The organism is Marinobacter alkaliphilus (genome assembly GCF_055394375.1).
Genome location: NZ_AP043751.1, coordinates 1,242,960 through 1,260,970, shown reverse-complemented (window position 1 = coordinate 1,260,970; position 18,011 = coordinate 1,242,960). Strand labels below are relative to the sequence as shown.

Genomic DNA, 18,011 nt, shown 5'->3' with positions numbered 1-18,011 from the left:
AGCTGCGCTGTGCCGGCATTTAAGGCTTCAGAGAGTGTTCTGGAGCAGTTGGCGGTAATGGCGGGCTTTTGGCTCCATCTGGTGCTTCTCGAACTCCGCCAGCAACAACCGGCAGGCCTCGTTGACCATTTCCACATCCGCCGTTGAGCGCATGCGTTCAAAAGCCTTTTCCGCTGATTTCAAATCGTGGTGCTTTAGACTGGCAAACATTACCCGGTTATGGTCTTCCACCGCCAGCGGATGATGGGCCTCACCCTTGCTCAGATATTCCTGCCATACTGATATCATTTGCTCTGGCTGCCGTCGGGCCATGGCATCGGCCATCAGTTCCCGGGACAGGTCCCGGTAGGCTGGCAGGTCTGGCCGCAGTTTGGCCAGCTGGTACAGATGTTCCAACACGATGGTGCGCTCGGGGTAGCGTTCCCGCAACGCTTCAAACTGGCGCCGGGCCAAATCGAAATCCATCCGTCCAAGGCTGGCCATGGCCTGGGCATACGCCGAGGTAAAGCGGGCGTCCTGCTCATCTTCTTCCGGTTCAAAAAACTCTTCTTTCACCTGCAACCAGCTTTTACCCAACAGCCAGACCAGGCCAGCGCCGGCAAGCAGCCCGCCAGCATGAGCCATATAGGCAATACCGGTAGAGCCGGCGTACCAGTAATCGTAGATTTCCTTGCCTACCCACACCGGCAACAGGGCGATGGACGGGGCCCGGAAGTAATTGAAATAGACCACCAGAAAGTAGAAAAACCGGATTCTCTGCAAGCCGTATATGGCCACATACATGCCCATCAATCCGGAAATGGAGCCAGACGCGCCCACCAGAGGAATCTGACTGCCCATGGAGAAGCCGGTGTACATCAAACCAGATAACGCACCGCAGGCCAGGTAGGCCATCAGGTAACGGCCAGGCCCCAGGGCTTTCTCGACGGTAAAGCCAAGCAGGAACAGGAACAGCAGGTTACCGATGATATGGCCCCAGCCACCGTGCAGAAACTGGTAGGTGATCAGGCTGTAAAGCGACAACTCAGCCGGGATAAGCCCCAACTGATAAGCGCTCATTCGAGACAGCCACTGTTCGTCGATGGCAACCCGCTGCTCCAGCCAGTGACTTCGCTCAGCCGGCGCCCAGATCAGGTCCCGGTTTTCTTGCAGATACTGGTAGAACTCCCTGTCCACCAACAGGGTGGCTGCCAGCCAGAAGATTTCGTTGTCCTCCTGCAGTTGCTGGAATTCCTGAAGCTCCAGCACACTCTGGGCATCACCAGAGAACCGGATTTCCCGCTGCAGATAGTCTTCATAAGCCGGTGCCTCGAGCGCCAGCAGGTCGGCTTCCAGGTACTGTTCCAGGGCGGCTTCAAACTTGCGGTCGTCACCGCCCTGATAGAACAGGAAGACCAGCAGGCAAGCCATCATCAGGCTCAGGGTTACCCAGGGCGGGCGTTTCCAGTTAACGGCGTTCTCGGCAGGAATAATCAGCATGGGCGGTCACAATTCATCACAATCTGTCCCTGAAAAGCTGCTTTTTACCACAGCAGCGACTTCTTTTCCCGGTGTAATGACACCTGGCGAGCAGAAATCAAAGGTCTGCAACGGGAAATGTGGCGCAGCACACAACCATGGATGTCATCACACAGTCACACAAATGCCATTCAATCGGTAACCACTCACTTCCGGTGCCTATCGACCATTCGCCAATTGCCGTTATTGCTTCAACCAACAATATTGGGGAAGCGATAACAACAAAAACCGGATTCTGGACTCGAGGATACTGCACATGACCGTACTAGTTCTGGACAACCCTGACCTGCTGGCGAAGGCCGCACTGGCATTCGGTGGCATGGCAGGCCAGCCTTCGCAAGACGGAAACCGTCCTCACCGCACCCGCTTTCACTATGGCTTCAACAAACACACCCCGGATGCCGGTGACATCGAGGTTCTGAAGCAACATGCAACTTACCTTAAGAACCACCCGGGCGTGCGGGTAAGAATCCATGGCCACGCCGACCGCTTTGGCTCGGAAGAATATAACCGGTTCCTGGCTCGCCTGAGGGCCAACTCCGTTGCCCGCCTGCTCATGCGCGAAGGTGTTCACCAGTCCGCCATTGTGCTGGCCACCTGGGGGTCAGATCGCCCCCTGGCCCGGCCGGAAGACCACGCTGCCAACCGGCGGGTGGAGCTGGAATACCTGACTCTGGATATTGCCCGGGCTCTCTGAGCACCCTGTAATCGAGTAGGAGGGGGAGTTACCTCTCCCACTCTCTCACATCAACGGGCATACAGGGCCGTATCACAATGATTCATGATTGGTGCATCAAGCAATAAAACCCGTCTTGCACAGCCTCAAAGACATGCAGTTGTCACACGCGCACACCATCCGCTAGAATCGCTCCCACATTTTTACCTGTTCTTCTAACGTCAACAAGGAATGCTGACGATGAGCTTCATGACACTGGTCAGGCCCTCGGAGCTGAGAGCCCGTGATCTTCCCCTCGTTGAAACCCCCTTTTTTGCCGCCGATAAGGCCAGGCGCCTGGTTAAAGAGAACGGCCACGTTCGGTCAGACATGTACTCGTTATTCCGGTACGGCCCCGGTGACCGGCGAGACATAGCCGAGACCGTCTACCAGGCGGTGAAAGACGGTGAGCTGATGTTGGTCTGTGAAGGCTGGGATGGCCCCTTCTCCCCCATGGTGACCTGGCAGCCGGACGACAACCTGCCTGCCGGCGGCCGGTGGCGGCTCAATGACCACTGGATAGACACACCTTCTGAGATTAAGAGCGCCGTGGCGGAACTGAACGAATGCGGGGTGAGCTCCGACCAGTTGCGCCAATCCGCCTCCTGGGGGGTTGGGTCGCTGAAAGTGAATATGTTCTCGATGCACTACCGGCAGTGGCAGCGCCGGGAACAGGCTGAGCAAGACAGCGCAGATAACCACCGGCTGAGCCTGCCCCTGGGGGCGTCCGCCTTGGTGGCTCCGTTGCCCATGCTGGCAGCATCCGCCACCGAAGACGCCTCTCAGGAACCCTCCCCCAGGATTCACCTGGAAGTGGGCCTGTTTACCGACGGCACCATGAACAATGCCGCCAATACCCAGGCTTTTAGAGAGCAGCTGGAGCAGGAGTGCCTGATTCCTTATGAGAATAACACCATCAGCCGTGAAGAGTGTGAGCAGAGGCTGAGCCTGATGTTGGGTGCCAGCTATGCCAATGCGGCCAGCAATGTGGCGAAGTTGTGGGATTTGTACGTTGAAGACGAAAAAGAAGAAGAGGGTACCAGCACCTACCGGTTCAGTGTCTATGCCCCTGGGGCGGGCACCAAGACTGGTGAGGGTGATGTGTTGTACAGCGCAGCCACCGGCATGGGGGAGGCCGGGGTTATTGAGCAGGTCAAGAGAGCTTTCAAGACGGTAGCGGAGACAACCAAGAGGCTTGCCGAGGGGTTGCCCATCGACCGGTTGACCGTTGATCTGTTCGGCTTCAGTCGGGGGGCTGCTGCCGCCCGCCACGCTGCGCATGAGATTAATCAGGGCGAAAGCGGCCTGCTCGCCAAGATACTGGCTCAGAACCATATTCCCTGGCCGGAGATGGTAGAGATTCGCTTCGTGGGGCTGTTCGACTCCGTGGCCGCCATCGTTAACCCGGCAACTGGCGATTTATCGGCTAATAACAGCCGCAATCACCCGGTAAAGCTGTACCTGGATCCAGGGAAAGTGGGCCAGGCTGTACACCTGACCGCCGCCCACGAGCACCGCCGGAATTTTGCCCTGAACAGTCTGCGAAACCACGATGGCGGCTTGCCGGCCAACTTCCGGGAAATCGTCCTGCCGGGCGTTCATTCCGATATTGGCGGTGGTTACGGCGACAGCCAGCGCGAGGATGTGCTGTTAAGCCCCAAGTTGCAGGTGCCTCGCAACCGGCTGCGCTGGCCGGACAAAACCTTGCAGTGGGACAATCTGGAGGCCAAACGACAACAGGTAGAGGCCGCCGGCTGGATAGGCCCCCACAACCTGCCGGTACGGCAATCCGAACAGTTGCAGGCCTGGCCGAAAGACCTGGGCCCGGAAGGCCCAGCCCAGCTGGAAATTGTTACCCGGCACTATGACCACCCGGCACCGGATGGCCGGGTGGAACTGGTGTTGCGGATGCTGCGCCAGGTGCGGGGGGAGTATTCACGGGTGGCTCTGCGATTAATGCACCAGTTAGCGGCAGAGCAGGAAGTGCCTCTGAGGGAAATTGATCCCACCGATGACACCATGTCGATACAAGATGAGCTTATGCCCATCCTGCAACAAATCCTGGAACAGGTTGAACAAGGGAGCGACGCCCCTTCATTGACCGCGGAACACGAGCACCTGTTGCTCCAGCGCTATATTCATTACTCCGCCCACTACAACGGCATCGAAACCCTGGTGGCGGGAACACCTGCGAAGTTAGAGGGATTGTACCCCCATGCACCGGCGCTCTCCGGGGAGCGCCTGGTTTATCCACAGACAGAGGGCGACTAATGATTCAGAAGATCCTGGCCATGGGCCTCGCGGCCATCGCCCTGTTGGGCAGCGGGTGTTCAGCGTGGTCGAAGGCAGACGACACAAACTGGTACATCGACATAGCCGCCCCCAAGCACTACGAAGTGTGGGTGACCGATATGTTCCTGGAGAAGTCGGGCGAGCGGAGCTGGCGCCAGCCCATCGGCACCGTGGGGTGCTGCTGGAGGGGTCCCCGCGGACCCCGCGGCAAGGGAGCCAGGGTTGCCCCCTTCCCGGAACTGATTCTAGTCAACTGGTTTTCCTTTGCGGAACAGAAATATTACACCAAATTGATTATGGTGCCGGAAGACCTGCTGGACCGAATGCGGGAGCCGGCCACTTACAAGACGCCGATGGGCGTGTATTCCGGCCCCCGGAACTTTATGACCATTGGCCTGGCGCCCGGCGGTACCGTGGTGGTGTGGATTTCGAACCAGATTGGCAATGAAATCGAGGTGATGCGTATGCAGGCCACGCAAGTGCCGGGCGACCCCTCCCGATTCACGGAACGCACAAAAGGCTATCTCGAACGTAACGGTGATTACCTCAAGGAACATGGCATCCCGACGGAAGGGTGGTAGGCTGCTCGACAAACAGCCATCTCTTGGTCAGTTCTAAGCAGGTGGCTTGCCCGGCAACTTCCGGAAGGGCCCACTCCTCCAGGAGCCGGGTGCACCAAACACAAACGGGGCCAACAGGCCCCGTTTAAGCAATCGCTGCCGGCTTGCTCAGCCGTACACCTGCCAGACGTTCCATAACAGCAGCAGCGCCGCCAACAGAATCGCCAGCCAGGTCAGCAGGATACCCACCATACGGGCCTTGTGGGGGCCACCCCTGCCGTTGATCATGCCCCAGGCATGGAGAATACGGCCCACCACCAGCGCCATGCCGGTCCAGTAAATCAGGCCTGAGGCAACACCGTTCAGCTCGGCAATCGCCAGCATGATCAGGCCAATGGGGGCATATTCGACCAGGTTAGCGTGGGCGCGCACCGCTGCCTCAAACTCCACATCATCGTTCACGCCCAGACCTTTCCGGTACTTCAGCCGGTACTTCACCACCTGGCCGGACAACACCAGCAACAACAAACCGAGGACAGCCGCGAACACAGCGGTTACGGGTATAATCATGTCAGCCCTGCTTGATCTTGTTAACCACCGCCAACAGCAGTACCGCACCGACCGTCGCTGTGACCAGCTCACCGACCATGCTCTTTACCGCCAGCCCCAGCACGCCAAACAGCACGCCGCCAATCACCGAACCGACAATACCGATACCGATATTGGCCAGTACACCAAAGCCCTTGCCTTTCATAATCAGGCCGGCCAGCCAGCCGGCAAGACCACCGATGATCAGAAACCAGATCAGGCTCATCTCCGCGTTCTCCCAAGGTTTACCAGTTCAGAATGTAATCCTGTTCAGAAGACTGCCCTGTTTTTCACGGCCATTCAAGCAGTTCCGGGAGTTCGTGCCAGCCCTGCGATGGCTTCCGACATCTGTTGGTGGCACCGGGCGATCAGCTCGGGTACATCGGCAGAGGTCAGCCCCTGGGTTTCGACAGGAGGAAGAATCCGCATCGGGACTGGCTCCCTGCGACCAGACCAGCCTCGTGTTTTGCCGTGATACTCACCGGCACACACCATGGTGATGGGGGCACCGGCAGCAATGGCGGTGTGAAACGCGCCTTTCTTGAAACTTCCCAGGCCACGGCCACGGCTACGAGTGCCTTCCGGGAATACCCAGATACTTTTACGCTGCTGGTTGATCGCCTCACTGGTGGCCTCCATCACCGCCACCGCTTTTCGGGACCGACCGCGGTTCAGAATGATGTTGCCACCCAGCCAGAATACCTGGCCAAAGAACGGCACCCAGACCAATGAGGACTTAGCTACCGCCACCGTGCGCGGCGGTAGCAAGTCACCCATCAGGAACAGGTCGTCGTTCTGTTGGTGGTTAGCGATGATCACCGTTGGCCTGTCCTGCGGCATGTTCTCAGCCCCGTACAGGGGGCGCTTCATGCCCAGCAAACAACGCCCTACCCGGGCGACAATCCAGCCCAGCAGACGGTTATTATCCGGGTTGAACGGCCGGGCCAGGTATAACACCAATGCCAGAAGGCACAAGACTGGCACGCAGATCCACGCCAGGATTTTTCTTACCACTGCCATACTGCTTTTCCGTTGAGACTCACTTGGCGCACAAGTGTACGCCAAACCTAAAGCGCGGCAACAGTATCCTTTTGTTCGAGTGCGTAAACGGGATGGGCTTCAACCACATAGCGCAGAGGGCCACGGGCATCCATGGAATTGAAGGGATAGCAGGTAACCAACAGCAGGGTGCCGGCCGCCAACGCGTGAGTGTTAATAAGCTCCTTACGACTGTCCACTACCCGGATACTGGTCACCCGATAGTCCTGCCAACGCTGATCCTGGCCTTGCAATCTGACCGGGTTGCCCGGAGCGAGATGTTGGAGGTGGCTGAAGTGGGTGTCCCGGTGTCCGGCCAGAATCACCGGCCCGTCGGCACCGGCCACCACCCGGCCCGGCCCGAAGGCCAGGCTTTCGCCGTGCAGGCCATCCAGCACGATCATCGACACATCCAGCTCGGGCATTTCCAGTTTCGCCACGGGCCAGGTATCGGCCCAGGGCCAGGGCCGGGCCTGGACCTGCCGCGCCTGGGTCTCGGCCCAGGCAAGCGCCAGCAGCTCCTGTGCCACCAGTGCCTTGAAGGGAATCCACAGCCCGAACATGAGCACCGTGGCAGAACATCCGAACAGTAACAGCAGCAGGCGACTCACAGGGATGGCCTCCGGTTCAGCATGGCAATGGCCAGGGAAAACATCAGCCCCAGCAAACCCAGCGCAGTGAACAACGGTGCGAATGTGGCCGTCTGGGGGTACCTGAGCATACCGGGCTGGCTACCTGCCGGCAGCAGTGTGGGTATGCTCTGTGACCCTGCGCTTTCGGTTTCCGGGCGAGCCCGGCGCTGCTCCACCACCACAAAGCTGGTGAACGGCGAAATCACGCCATGGCGAACCGAAAGCTCAGTGATTTGCTGCTCATCCGGCGCCTGGCCCTGAAGCCGGGCGGCATCGGTCAGCTCATCAATCCGGCCACGGGCCCACTGACGATTCAAACCACTGGCGGGCGCCGCCTGGGCAAGATCCAGAGAAGTGGACCAGTGACGGCCTCCGGGCAACTGGCCGGAAACCTGCAACTGCCCTGCTGCCGGCAGCCCCCGGATTACCTGGATCAACGGCGTGCCGCGAAACAGATCTCCGGGCCTGGCCGGTACTGGCTCCAAAGGCTGTCCCTGATCCGGCCAGCGGACGTCCAGATTGGTCAGCACCGGTGCTTCCATGGCGGCAAACAGCCGGTTCAGGGCCCGGTCTACCTCGGCGCCTGAGTGAATTGCGGTAAACTCACCCCGGCCCCACCGGGCCGCCTCCCGCAGAAAATGCATATTGGGTGCAGAACCAATCCCCACGGTAAACAGTCTTCGGTCAGTCAAACCTGATCGGATCTGGTTAAACAGGGCAGACTCATTGCCCACGGCACCGTCGGTGATAAACACCACCTGGCGCACCCGTTCACCCCCCGGGCCAGAGTCCATTCCCAGCGCCAGCGACAGGGCACCCGCCATCTCGGTACCGCCATTGGCCCGCAAATCCTGGACATAACGCCGAGCCCGGGCCAGGTAATGGCCTTCTGCCGGCACCGGCTGGGCGAACAGGGGATGGGCCTGGCTGTTGAACTGGATCACATTGAACGAATCACCGGGGCGCAGGGATTCCAGCCCCTTCAGCAGGGCAGAACGGGCCTGGGCAATCGCGTCCCCCGCCATGGAACCCGAGGTATCAATAACGAACACAAGCTCCCGGCGCAGCACCGGCCCGACCGTTTCAGGCGGCAGCACCATGGCCATCAGATAATCCTCACCTTGCCAGGTCTGGTGAAAGACGGCCGCTTTTGGCTCACTGCCGGCTACCGGGCGCCACCTGACGATCACATCGCGGTCCATCAGCACCTTTTCCTGTTCCGGCCTCACCGTCGCCCTGGCACCGTCCAGCTCGGTGTGCAGTCGATGGCTTGGGCTGGAGACATCCGCCAGGGCCAGGCCGCTTTCGATCTCTATTCCGATCCTGGCCCGGTGACTGCCGCCATCAACGTCCGCGGGGCGAACGGTAAACGGGCTGATTTCATGGGCATCGGCAACCTCTGTGGTGGCCAGCGCCCACCCCGACTGCCACGGGCCTTGGGTTTCCGCCAGCGGTTCGCCTGGCATATACCTAGGGGTCAAGGTGGTGGGCAGTCGAAGTTCGAATTCACCGTGCTTGTAGGCCACCGGTTGCTGATAACGGATTTCCACCTGCACACTTTCGCCTGGCGGGATGTTGGCTACCCGGCTGGTAAACAGGTTCGGGCGATGCTGCTCCAGCGTGGCCGCATGCTGCCCGGCCTGCCTGGCCCGCTCATAGGTTTGGCGGGCCTTGGCTTTGGGCTCAATGTGCCCCACGATTTCACGCTCGCCAATGGTCATGCGTAGCCCGTACACCGTGGCCTTGTCGGGTAACGGGAACACGAAAATCCCCTCTTGCCATTGGTCGCTGGCATTACGAAACGTCCTGGTCAGCCTGGTCTGGGCCAGCAAGCCAGACACACGAACCTGAAACTCACTGTCCAGAATCACCGCCGGCTGCTGCCGGGCATTTTGATCATTCATCAGGTACAGTTGACCCGGCTGTTCCATGTCCATCTGACGCGCCTCCGCGTAGAGGGGATGGACAAACAACATCAGCAGAACCGCCAGCCAAAGGCTGATACCCTCGGCCATTCGCAACCACCTGGATTGTTTAGCGGCTGGCTTCGCCCGGCGGGCGGTGAACAGGTCAGGCCGTACGGCCGGATTGGCAAGCAGCGATAGCAACATCATCACGACATCCTTTTTGTGGAAGTTAGTGATGCCATTGCAACAGGCTGAATGGGCCCTGCCGTGGCAGAAACGGGCAAGCTGGCGATAGAAAATGATGAATTATGGCAATCCCGCAGCATCGACTTGTGCCGCGCAAGGAGCATGGTTTAATGACAGCACATCTTGCTGAACAGCATCACCCATGAAAAAACACATTGTTCTGATTGAAGACGAAGCAGGCATTCGCGATAACTACCGGGCGGCGTTTGAGCGCCGGGGTTACCGGGTATCAGCCTATGGCGACCGGCCATCGGCCTGGCAAGTGCTGCGCCAGGCGTTGCCAGACCTGGCCATTATTGACGTCGGGCTTGGAGACGAGCCGGAAGGCGGGTTTACCCTGTGCCAGGACCTTCGGTCGCAGTCTGCTACCTTGCCGATTATCTTCCTGACCGCCCGGGACAGCGATATCGATTCGGTGCACGGCTTGCGCCTGGGCGCTGACGATTACGTCACCAAAGACATGAGCCTGGATCATCTGCTGGCCCGGATTACCGCCCTGCTTCGCCGGGCCGATGCCTGGGCCGAGGCGCTGCAAAAGCCGGATGAGCTGCTGCACCGGGGCCGGCTGTCGCTCAACGTCGACCGCATGACCGTGTCCTGGGACAACCAGCCGGTGGACTTGACGGTGACCGAATTCTGGATGCTGCACAGCCTGGTGCAGCATCCCGGCCACGTTCGCAGCCGGGACCAGCTGATGGAAGCCGCCAGCACGGTACTGGATGACAACACCGTGACCTCCCATATCAAACGCATCCGGCGTAAATTCAGCCAGCTGGACAGCAGCTTTGATGGCATTCAGACCGCCTATGGAATGGGTTATCGCTGGAATGCCCGTGAGGTCTGACCTTGAGCCTTAAACGCCAGCTGTTCCTCGCCAGCCTGCTGATGCTGCTGATACCCTGGGCCGGGCTGAAGTTTGTGCTGGAACTGGATGACGCCCTGCGCCAACAGGCCCTGCAACAGCTCCAGGAGCGGGGCCAGCGGATGGCAAACCTGGCCGGCGACCTGCTGCTGGGGCAACCCGCCATCACCACCCCGAACGCGCTCTACGCCAGCCCGGCAGAAACCCCGATCAAACCCGACGGCCATGCCGACGACTGGCCCGGTTACGATGAGCCCGATCACCTGCAGCCCTGGCAATCGGCTGAGCCCCTGCCCGTGCCGGGCGAACCCCACCTGCGATGGCAGGCCGCCAGTGATGGCCGGCACCTGTTCCTGTTGGTCCAGATGCAGAACCAGGCCATGCAACTGTTTCAGCAGAACCGGCCTGACCAACCCCATGATCGCTTTGAGCTGGTGCTGCAACCGCCGGTCACCAACCTGCAACAGCCGGTGCCACGGCAACGCTGGACACTACGAACCTCAGCGCCGGGCAGCGTGAATGCCATTCGGGAAGACCGCCAGCAGACTCCGGATTATCGGGTTCAGGGTGCCTGGCGGGATCGGGGGTCTGGCTGGCAACTAGAGCTGCAGATGCCGCAGCCTGCCCGTGGCAGCTTGCTGGGCTTCCAGCTGACCCAGGGAGGCCAGGACGCCTCCGTACCCGGCACCGGCATTGAACCACCACCCCCGCTGGTGCAGCGGATCCCTGAACTGGAACGGGCACTTGCGGACCAGCTCGGTGATGGTCAGCAAGTCACTTTGGTTGAGCCGGCGGGGTGGGTGATTGCCCATCACCGGCATCCGGCCACTGGCCAGGGCCCGGACTTCGATGATCTGTCTCCCGTGCAAGTACTTGAGAAAATCACCCTCAACGCCCTGCGCGCCCTGATTCGGCTCTACCAGCCGGAGCCCACACCGCTGGGCGAAGCCACCCATAGGCTGATCACCGGTGGCCTGCCAGACAATCACCTGGTCAGGCGCAATGACGGCTCGGTCTGGCTGGCCACCGAGCATGATCTGTTTGGCGGTCGCTCGCTGGTACTGGAACAATCCCTCGATCAACTGCTCACCGTCTCCGGCTCGGCCCTTGGCAGCGTCCTGGCCCGCAGCCTGCTCATCATTCTCGCGTTAACCCTGGTGCTGCTGGGTTATGCCAGTTGGTTATCCTGGCGAATTGCCCGCCTGCAACGCCTGGTCAGCGCCAGCGTGGACGAAGATGGCCGGATTCTGAGCCAGGTGCCCGGCGCCAGAACCCAGGATGAACTGGGGCAACTGCAACAGCATTTCAGCCAGATGGTGGAACGGCTGCAGAGTTATAACCACTACCTGGAGAGTTTTTCCCGCCGGCTGTCCCATGAGCTGAAAACCCCCGTGGCGGTGGTCAGGTCGTCCCTAGAGAACCTCGCCCATAACAGCTCCGAGCAGGAACGGCAGCAATACCTGGAACGGGCCGCCGGGGCTACCGAGCGGCTGCGCCGAATTCTCAACAGCATGAGTGAGGCCGCGCGGCTCGAGCAGAGCTTCGACCAGGCCGACAAAGAACGGTTCGACCTGTCCGAGGTGGTCGCGCAAGCCACCGAGGCGTACCAACAACTGGATGCCGACCACCAGATCCGTTACCAGATTCCCGAAGCCGAATGCCCACTGATGGGCTCACCGGAAATGCTGGTGCAAATGCTCGACAAGCTGGTGGATAACGCCCGGGATTTTACCCCCAAAGGCGGCGCCATAGAGGTCAGCCTGCAACGCCATTCGGACCACTACCAATTGTGTGTGTTCAACGAGGGCTCGCAATTGCCGGAACACGCCGGCGTGGATATTTTTGGCGCCTTTGTCTCCCAGCGCCAGGGCCAGAGCGAGGGGCACCTGGGGCAGGGGTTGCTGATCGTACGTCTTATTGCCGACTACCATGGTGGCCATGTGGAGGCCCGAAACACCCGCGAAGGTGGCATTGACGGGGTGAGCTTCCGGGTTATCATCCCGGTATACCACCCGGAAACAGGATAAACATTGTGAGTGCCGAAACGTCATCCCTGGATTTTCATCCCTTGCGGGCAGACCTTTACCAGGAACTGCACTCACGCCCCTTCCAGGTGATTCCTTCCACCGCCCGGGTGACCCACATTGCCGTGCTGGTCACACCGGAGCAGCGCCGAACACAGTTCGCGCATCTTCAGCGGCTGCACCGCCTGCTGGGCGAGCCCTGGCCGGAACAGGAAGTCAGCTGCTATGAGCACAACTTCGGCAAGCTGCGCGTCCGGCGTGAAGTGCATATGGAGTTTGCCTCTTACACTTTTATCAATCTTGGCATTTCCAGCGCCGAACCTTTTGCCGAGACCGGCATCAGCTCGTTACCAGAGGGGTGGCTAGAGCAGCTGGAAGGAACCATCGTCGGGGCCTTCCACATTGAGGTGCGCCCGTCGGAAGAGGACGCCCGCAGCGAACTGGCGTACATGCGCAAGTATTTCGAAGGTATGCGCCTGATCGGCAGCAGCCCGCAGGAAGGCGCCGCCCGTGTGCTGGGCTCATTTCAGTTGCACAGCGACCATTTCGGCCGCTTTATGGTGCTCAATCACAAAATGTCCAACAGCCAGCTGGGCCGCCTGGTGCAGCGCCTGATGGAGATTGAAACCTACCGGCTGATGTCGCTGCTAGCGCTGCCACTGGCCCGGGAAATGACGCCCAGCCTGAACGACATGGACCACGAGCTGGCCACCATCACCCAGTCCCTGGCGGATAACGAATCCCTGGACGAACAACAGATACTCGCCGAACTCACCCACATTGCCGCCCGAATAGAAGCCTACCGGGCCCACTCCACCTTCCGTTTTGCCGCTACCCGGGCTTACCACGAACTGGTGCTGACCCGGCTGGAAGAACTGCGGGAAGACGAAGTCTCCGGCCACCTGACCATCAGCGAATTCATGACCCGCCGGCTAACCCCGGCGGTGAAAACCTGCGAAGCGGTAGGGGAACGGCTCGAAGACCTGTCCCGCCGTGTAGACCGAGCCTCCGACATGATGCGTACCCGGGTGGAACTGGCGATCCAGAGTCAGAACCAGCAACTGCTGAGTTCCATGGACCGCCGTTCCCGCATTCAATTGATGATGCAACACACAGTCGAAGGCTTCTCGGTTGTGGCGATCTCCTACTATCTGATCAGCCTGCTCAAGCTTGGCCTGGACGTACTGCAGGATAGCGGCCTGGCGTTCAACAAATCCCTGGTACTGGGCGTGGCCATACCGGTGATCATGGTGCTGGTATTCCTGGGCATCCGGACCATCCACCACCGGTTTATCCGCATGGCCCGCCGGCAATAGCCGGCGTCAGCTGAATCTGGGGTCCCCGGCAAACTGGCGGTAAAACTGCTGGGCCGTGCGACCGTTGCGCACCCCTTTGCCGGTGGCAAACCGGATGGCCTCCTGGTGCAGTTGCGAGCGCTCTGCCACCTCCGGAAACAGCGCGTCCACCGCCTGCAGATAGACATCTTGGGAAAACGGATAAAACGACAGCTGCAGCCCGAACCGGTCCGCCAGTGATACCTGTTCTTCAATGGCTTCCGCCGGGTGCAGTTCGCCGTCGCGCACCTCGCTTTTCAGGTTGTCACTCATGAATTCCGGCATCAGATGCCGGCGGTTGGAGGTGGCATACACCCGCACGTTCTCCGGGGGCAGCTCCAGTGATCCCTCTAGCACGCTTTTCAAGGCCTTATAACCGGACTCCCCCACATCAAACGACAGGTCATCACAGAAGATCACAAAGCGGTACGGCAGCTCGCAGATGTCGTCGACAATCTCCGGCAGGTTCACCAGATCATCCTTGTCCACTTCAATCATGCGCAGGCCATCCGCCTGGTAACGGTTCAGCAACGCCTTAATCAGGGACGACTTTCCGGTGCCCCGAAAACCCCAAAGCAGCGCGTTGTTCGAAGGCTCCCCTGCGAGGAAGCGCTCCGTGTTCCGGGCCAGGGCCTGTTTCTGCCGGTCAATACCCGTGAGATCGCCCCAACTGATTGGATCCAGCCGGCGAATGGCCCGCAGGCCGGAGCGGTGCCGGCGCCACACAGCGGCCGGAATCTGCTGCCAGTCAAAACCCGTTTCTGTCATTCCCCTACTCCATCAAAGGCGTGCCGTTTCATAGCCTGAATCTGTATTCAATATAGCCACACACCACTGTCAAAGGTTACGATCTGCAACTACACTGGCACTGTTATTCACAGGGAAGGTATACCTTGCAAAGCCGCCTGCCTCAACCGCCCCAGCGAAAATTCTGTGCTGCCTGGCTAACGCTGGCCACACTGATGATTGCGGTGCTGACGTTCGCAGCCCGGGCGGAAGAGCCGGAGAGCTCGTCTCCCGTTGTCACAATTGGCGTGGTGGCCGACAACGAACCCTACACTTTTTTTGAAGGTCGCAATCCAGCCGGGTTCTCCATTGACGTCCTTCGGGAAGTGGCCAGCAAAAGCAACCTGGTCTTTGATTTTCGTGCCGGTAGCTGGCCAGACATCTATGCGGCCTTCCTGCGCGGAGATCTGGATGCGATAGACGGTATTTCCTGGCGTCCGGACCGTGCTGAAAAGGTCCTGTTCTCCGAACCTTATCACTACCGCGAAATTTACCTGAGGATTTCCGTATTGGTGTTCTCACCGACAACTTGAACCTGTTCAATCAGATTCAGGCCGGGCTGAATGCCGTACCGGAGGAAAAACTGCAGCACCTGCTGCAGCGTTGGCAGGAGTTTGGCGGTTTGACCGGCTCCACAGGTACAGAGCTGGCCCTCAGCTCGCAACAACGACAGTACCTGGCGAGTCTGGGGCCGGTTCGGATCGGATTCATGGATGATTATGCGCCGTTCAGTTTCACCGACGGCGGGCGGGTCAGAGGTCTGAGCGTTGATATCATGAACCGGCTGGTTGACCTGACTGGCCTGCAGGCTATTCCTGTCAGCGGCCAGTGGGACGAACTGATTCCCATGCTCAAGAACGGCGACATTGATGTCATGGCCAACATGTCCCATCGCCCGGAACGGGAGTCCTTCGCCCACTTCACCTCGCCCTATCACATCATTCCCAACGTCATCTTTACCCGGGATGAGAGTCTCAACTACCAAAATCTTGAGGACCTGAAGCACTATCGGGTTGGACTGGGCGCGGGCATCTACTATGAGGAAACGCTTCGGCAATTGCTGAGTAACGGCACATTGCTCAGCTTCCACTCACAGCAACCCATGTTCCAGGCGTTGGCGAGCGGCGATGTGGATGTCGTTATCGGAGCCCTGCATTCGGGCAATTACTGGATCCGGCAACTGGGTATCAGTGGCACCCGAATCGCCGGAGAACTTCAGCTCCCGGGCTTCAGTGGCGAGGACCTTCGCTTCGGGGTGAGACCAGCCCTGGCGCCGCTGGCAGACATCCTGAATCAGGCACTGACCAGCATTACGCCAACGGAACAACAGGTGATCGAAACCCGCTGGCTCGGCGCCAGCAACCAGCCCTCGCTGAACACAGCGGAACTGGTGCACTGGACAGACACCGAGTCCCTATGGCTGGAACAACGGAATCGGGAAATTCGCATCTGCGCAGACCCGGACTGGATGCCCCTCGAAGGCGTGAGGGATGGTAAACACACCGGCCTGGCCGCAGATGTGCTTGAGCTGTTCAGCCAACGAGGTAACCTGCGTTTCCGGCTGGTGCCCACCAGCAACTGGCAGGAAGCCATTGCCGCGGCGAAGGATCGGCGTTGCGACATGTTCCCGATGGCCATGCGTACACCCGAAAGGTCCGTTTATCTGGACTTCACCTCACCCTATCTGGAAGTACCAAACGTGGTGATTGGCCGTATTGAGGCCCCGTTCATTCAGCGTCTCAACGAGCTGGAGGGCGGCCGCGTTGGCATTGTGGAAGGCTACGCGTTTGCCGAATTGCTGCGCAAACGCAATCCATCCTTGCAACTGGTTACCGTAGAGTCAGAGCAAGAAGGCCTGAGAAAACTTCAGAACCGGGAGCTGATCGGCTATGTCACTACACTGGCCACCGCCAGTTACTACATGCAGTCAATGGGCCTGGCGGACCTGAAGGTGATTGGCCGGGTACCGGCCGACTGGTCACTGGCGATCGGCACCCGCAATGACGAACCCACGTTACACGGCATCATGCAGAAACTGGTGTTGAGCCTGACACCTGCAGAGCGCACTCAGCTTGAAAGCACCTGGCGCAACCTGCGAATCGAGGAACGCGTGGACTATACCCGGTTCTGGCAAATACTTTCGCTGGGCCTGCTGGCCACCGCCCTGCTGGTCTACTGGAACCGGAAACTCGGCCGTCTCAATCGGGAACTTGCCGAGGCCAATACCGCTCTGTCCCGTCTGAGTGTGACCGATAACCTCACAGGCCTGGGCAACCGCACCTACTTCGACCGGGAGTTCTCCAACAGCTTTCAATGGTGCCTGCGGCACCAGACCGGCTTTGCGGTTGCCATGGTCGACGCGGACCATTTCAAGAAGATTAATGATAATTGGGGGCATGAGGCTGGTGACCGGTGCCTGGAATCTCTGGCAAATACCATGCGCGAACATTTCCGCCGCGACACTGACCGTCTGGCACGGTTTGGTGGAGAAGAGTTTGTGATTTTTGCCAGTTATCAGGATGCAGATGACATAAAGGCTCGGCTGAACCGGTTCCGCGAGGAAGTCGCAACCCGGCGCTGTGATACCTGCAAGGATAAAGGGATTGATCTGACCGTCAGCATTGGCCTGGCATTGGGGTTTCCAACACCAGAGCACACATCTGCGGAATATCTCCGGCTGGCCGACCAGGCGCTATACACCGCCAAGCGTAACGGCCGGAACCGCCTGGAGGTTATTCCAGCAGGGCAAACATCGGGACCAGACGAAGCCGAACACCCTAAGGCGTAAAGAAAGGGGCGCCGGCCTGCTACAGCCGGCGCCCCAAACCCGCAACGAGTCAGAACTGGTACTTCAAGCCAACCCGGCCGGTGTCGAAATCCGGACCATTATTGGTAATCTGGCCATTGAAATCGTCTTCATCGATATCCACGTTGTAACGGGCATACTCGGCGAAAGCGGTCAGGCTATTGGTCACCCGGAAATCCACACCGGCGCCAATAAACGGATTGACCTCGTCATAGGTTTCACTCTCATCGAAGGCATCCACATCAAAGGCCGAAGCGAATGCACCGGCCTTCGCATACACCCCGAAACTCTGAGTGAGAGGCAAACGGCCAACAGCACTCAGGCCAACCCCTTTGAGCTTGGCTTTAACGTCGTCATCGCCGAACTTGCCGAAATCAATGTATTCCGCTTCCAGGGCAAAGAACTCATTGAACTGGTAACCCAGCGCCGCGCCCAGCAGATCGTTGTCATCCTTGAATTCACCGCCGTGGGATTTGTAGCCCCCGTAGCTACCACTGATGTAAGGCCCTGAGTTATCCCGGCTCACTTTATCCTGCGCCCAGACGGCAGGTGCTGTCAGTACAGCAGCAGACAGAACCGTGGCACACGCAAAACTGGCTTTGTAGCTCATAACGCGTTTCCTCTGTGGTTGGGTTTTCCATTCGTCGAAACGAACAATCCGGATGTCTCTATCCCGATTGCATGGGCCTACCCTACAGAGATA

At 59.4% G+C, this 18,011-nt stretch carries 16 protein-coding genes; 8 read left to right on the top strand and 8 right to left on the bottom strand.

The genetic code is table 11. From position 1 onward, the window contains the following. Positions 1–27 precede the first annotated feature (27 nt). On the bottom strand, positions 28–1,479 hold the full coding sequence (locus tag ACZ5Q2_RS05640) for a rhomboid family intramembrane serine protease (protein ID WP_230712761.1): 1,452 nt from the start codon (positions 1,477–1,479) through the stop codon (positions 28–30). 295 nt (positions 1,480–1,774) lie between these two features. On the opposite strand from ACZ5Q2_RS05640, the gene ACZ5Q2_RS05635 reads away from it, so the two are divergent. The 3 genes from ACZ5Q2_RS05635 (at position 1,775) to ACZ5Q2_RS05625 (ending at position 5,106) form a co-directional block, all read left to right on the top strand. Continuing rightward, entirely contained in the window at positions 1,775–2,215 is a 441-nt protein-coding gene (locus ACZ5Q2_RS05635; protein WP_058091607.1) for an OmpA family protein, read from the top strand. A 219-nt stretch (positions 2,216–2,434) separates the two neighbouring features. Beyond that, complete coding sequence (locus ACZ5Q2_RS05630; RefSeq protein WP_374787217.1) at positions 2,435–4,504, top strand: T6SS phospholipase effector Tle1-like catalytic domain-containing protein; 2,070 nt, start codon at positions 2,435–2,437, stop codon at positions 4,502–4,504. After that, entirely contained in the window at positions 4,504–5,106 is a 603-nt protein-coding gene (locus ACZ5Q2_RS05625; protein ID WP_374787216.1) for a DUF2931 family protein, read from the top strand. The genes ACZ5Q2_RS05630 and ACZ5Q2_RS05625 overlap by 1 nt, the downstream gene beginning before the upstream one ends. Before the next feature lie 147 nt (positions 5,107–5,253). On the opposite strand, the gene ACZ5Q2_RS05620 is transcribed toward ACZ5Q2_RS05625, so the two are convergent. From ACZ5Q2_RS05620 to ACZ5Q2_RS05600, 5 genes are all read right to left on the bottom strand, one after another. Further along, entirely contained in the window at positions 5,254–5,655 is a 402-nt protein-coding gene (locus ACZ5Q2_RS05620; protein WP_374787215.1) for an MAPEG family protein, read from the bottom strand. A gap of 1 nt (position 5,656) precedes the next feature. Beyond that, the gene (locus tag ACZ5Q2_RS05615) at positions 5,657–5,899 is read right to left on the bottom strand and encodes a GlsB/YeaQ/YmgE family stress response membrane protein (RefSeq protein ID WP_061330921.1); all 243 of its coding nucleotides are present in this window, start codon (positions 5,897–5,899) and stop codon (positions 5,657–5,659) included. A 74-nt stretch (positions 5,900–5,973) separates the two neighbouring features. Further along, positions 5,974–6,693, bottom strand: a complete 720-nt coding sequence (locus ACZ5Q2_RS05610) for a lysophospholipid acyltransferase family protein (RefSeq protein WP_432210377.1) — start codon at positions 6,691–6,693, stop codon at positions 5,974–5,976. Positions 6,694–6,740: 47 nt separating this feature from the next. Further along, positions 6,741–7,322, bottom strand: coding sequence for a class GN sortase (locus tag ACZ5Q2_RS05605; protein WP_432210378.1), 582 nt, complete (start codon positions 7,320–7,322; stop codon positions 6,741–6,743). Further along, positions 7,319–9,358, bottom strand: coding sequence for a marine proteobacterial sortase target protein (locus ACZ5Q2_RS05600; protein ID WP_432210379.1), 2,040 nt, complete (start codon positions 9,356–9,358; stop codon positions 7,319–7,321). The genes ACZ5Q2_RS05605 and ACZ5Q2_RS05600 overlap by 4 nt, the downstream gene beginning before the upstream one ends. Before the next feature lie 280 nt (positions 9,359–9,638). On the opposite strand from ACZ5Q2_RS05600, the gene pdsR reads away from it, so the two are divergent. Genes pdsR through ACZ5Q2_RS05585 form a run of 3 tightly spaced genes read left to right on the top strand, consistent with a single transcriptional unit; the run spans position 9,639 to position 13,698 of the window. Continuing rightward, positions 9,639–10,340, top strand: a complete 702-nt coding sequence (pdsR, locus tag ACZ5Q2_RS05595) for a proteobacterial dedicated sortase system response regulator (protein WP_061330925.1) — start codon at positions 9,639–9,641, stop codon at positions 10,338–10,340. A 2-nt stretch (positions 10,341–10,342) separates the two neighbouring features. After that, positions 10,343–12,385 carry an ATP-binding protein gene (locus ACZ5Q2_RS05590; RefSeq protein ID WP_061330926.1) on the top strand — a complete coding sequence of 681 codons (2,043 nt, stop codon included), beginning with the start codon at positions 10,343–10,345 and terminating at the stop codon, positions 12,383–12,385. Between the two features lie 5 nt (positions 12,386–12,390). Then, entirely contained in the window at positions 12,391–13,698 is a 1,308-nt protein-coding gene (locus ACZ5Q2_RS05585; protein ID WP_061330927.1) for a DUF3422 family protein, read from the top strand. 6 nt (positions 13,699–13,704) lie between these two features. Here ACZ5Q2_RS05585 and ACZ5Q2_RS05580 read toward each other — a convergent pair whose 3' ends face one another. Further along, positions 13,705–14,484 carry an ATP-binding protein gene (locus ACZ5Q2_RS05580; RefSeq protein WP_061330928.1) on the bottom strand — a complete coding sequence of 260 codons (780 nt, stop codon included), beginning with the start codon at positions 14,482–14,484 and terminating at the stop codon, positions 13,705–13,707. Positions 14,485–14,609: 125 nt separating this feature from the next. Between ACZ5Q2_RS05580 and ACZ5Q2_RS05575 the strand changes: the two genes are divergently transcribed. Together ACZ5Q2_RS05575 and ACZ5Q2_RS05570 are read left to right on the top strand one after the other, a co-directional pair. Then, the gene (locus tag ACZ5Q2_RS05575) at positions 14,610–15,035 is read left to right on the top strand and encodes a transporter substrate-binding domain-containing protein (protein WP_227510047.1); all 426 of its coding nucleotides are present in this window, start codon (positions 14,610–14,612) and stop codon (positions 15,033–15,035) included. Beyond that, the gene (locus tag ACZ5Q2_RS05570) at positions 15,032–17,290 is read left to right on the top strand and encodes a transporter substrate-binding domain-containing diguanylate cyclase (protein ID WP_227510048.1); all 2,259 of its coding nucleotides are present in this window, start codon (positions 15,032–15,034) and stop codon (positions 17,288–17,290) included. Before ACZ5Q2_RS05575 ends, ACZ5Q2_RS05570 begins: the two co-directional genes overlap by 4 nt. Before the next feature lie 49 nt (positions 17,291–17,339). Here ACZ5Q2_RS05570 and ACZ5Q2_RS05565 read toward each other — a convergent pair whose 3' ends face one another. Further along, positions 17,340–17,918, bottom strand: a complete 579-nt coding sequence (locus ACZ5Q2_RS05565; RefSeq protein ID WP_061330929.1) for an outer membrane beta-barrel protein — start codon at positions 17,916–17,918, stop codon at positions 17,340–17,342. Positions 17,919–18,011 lie beyond the last annotated feature (93 nt).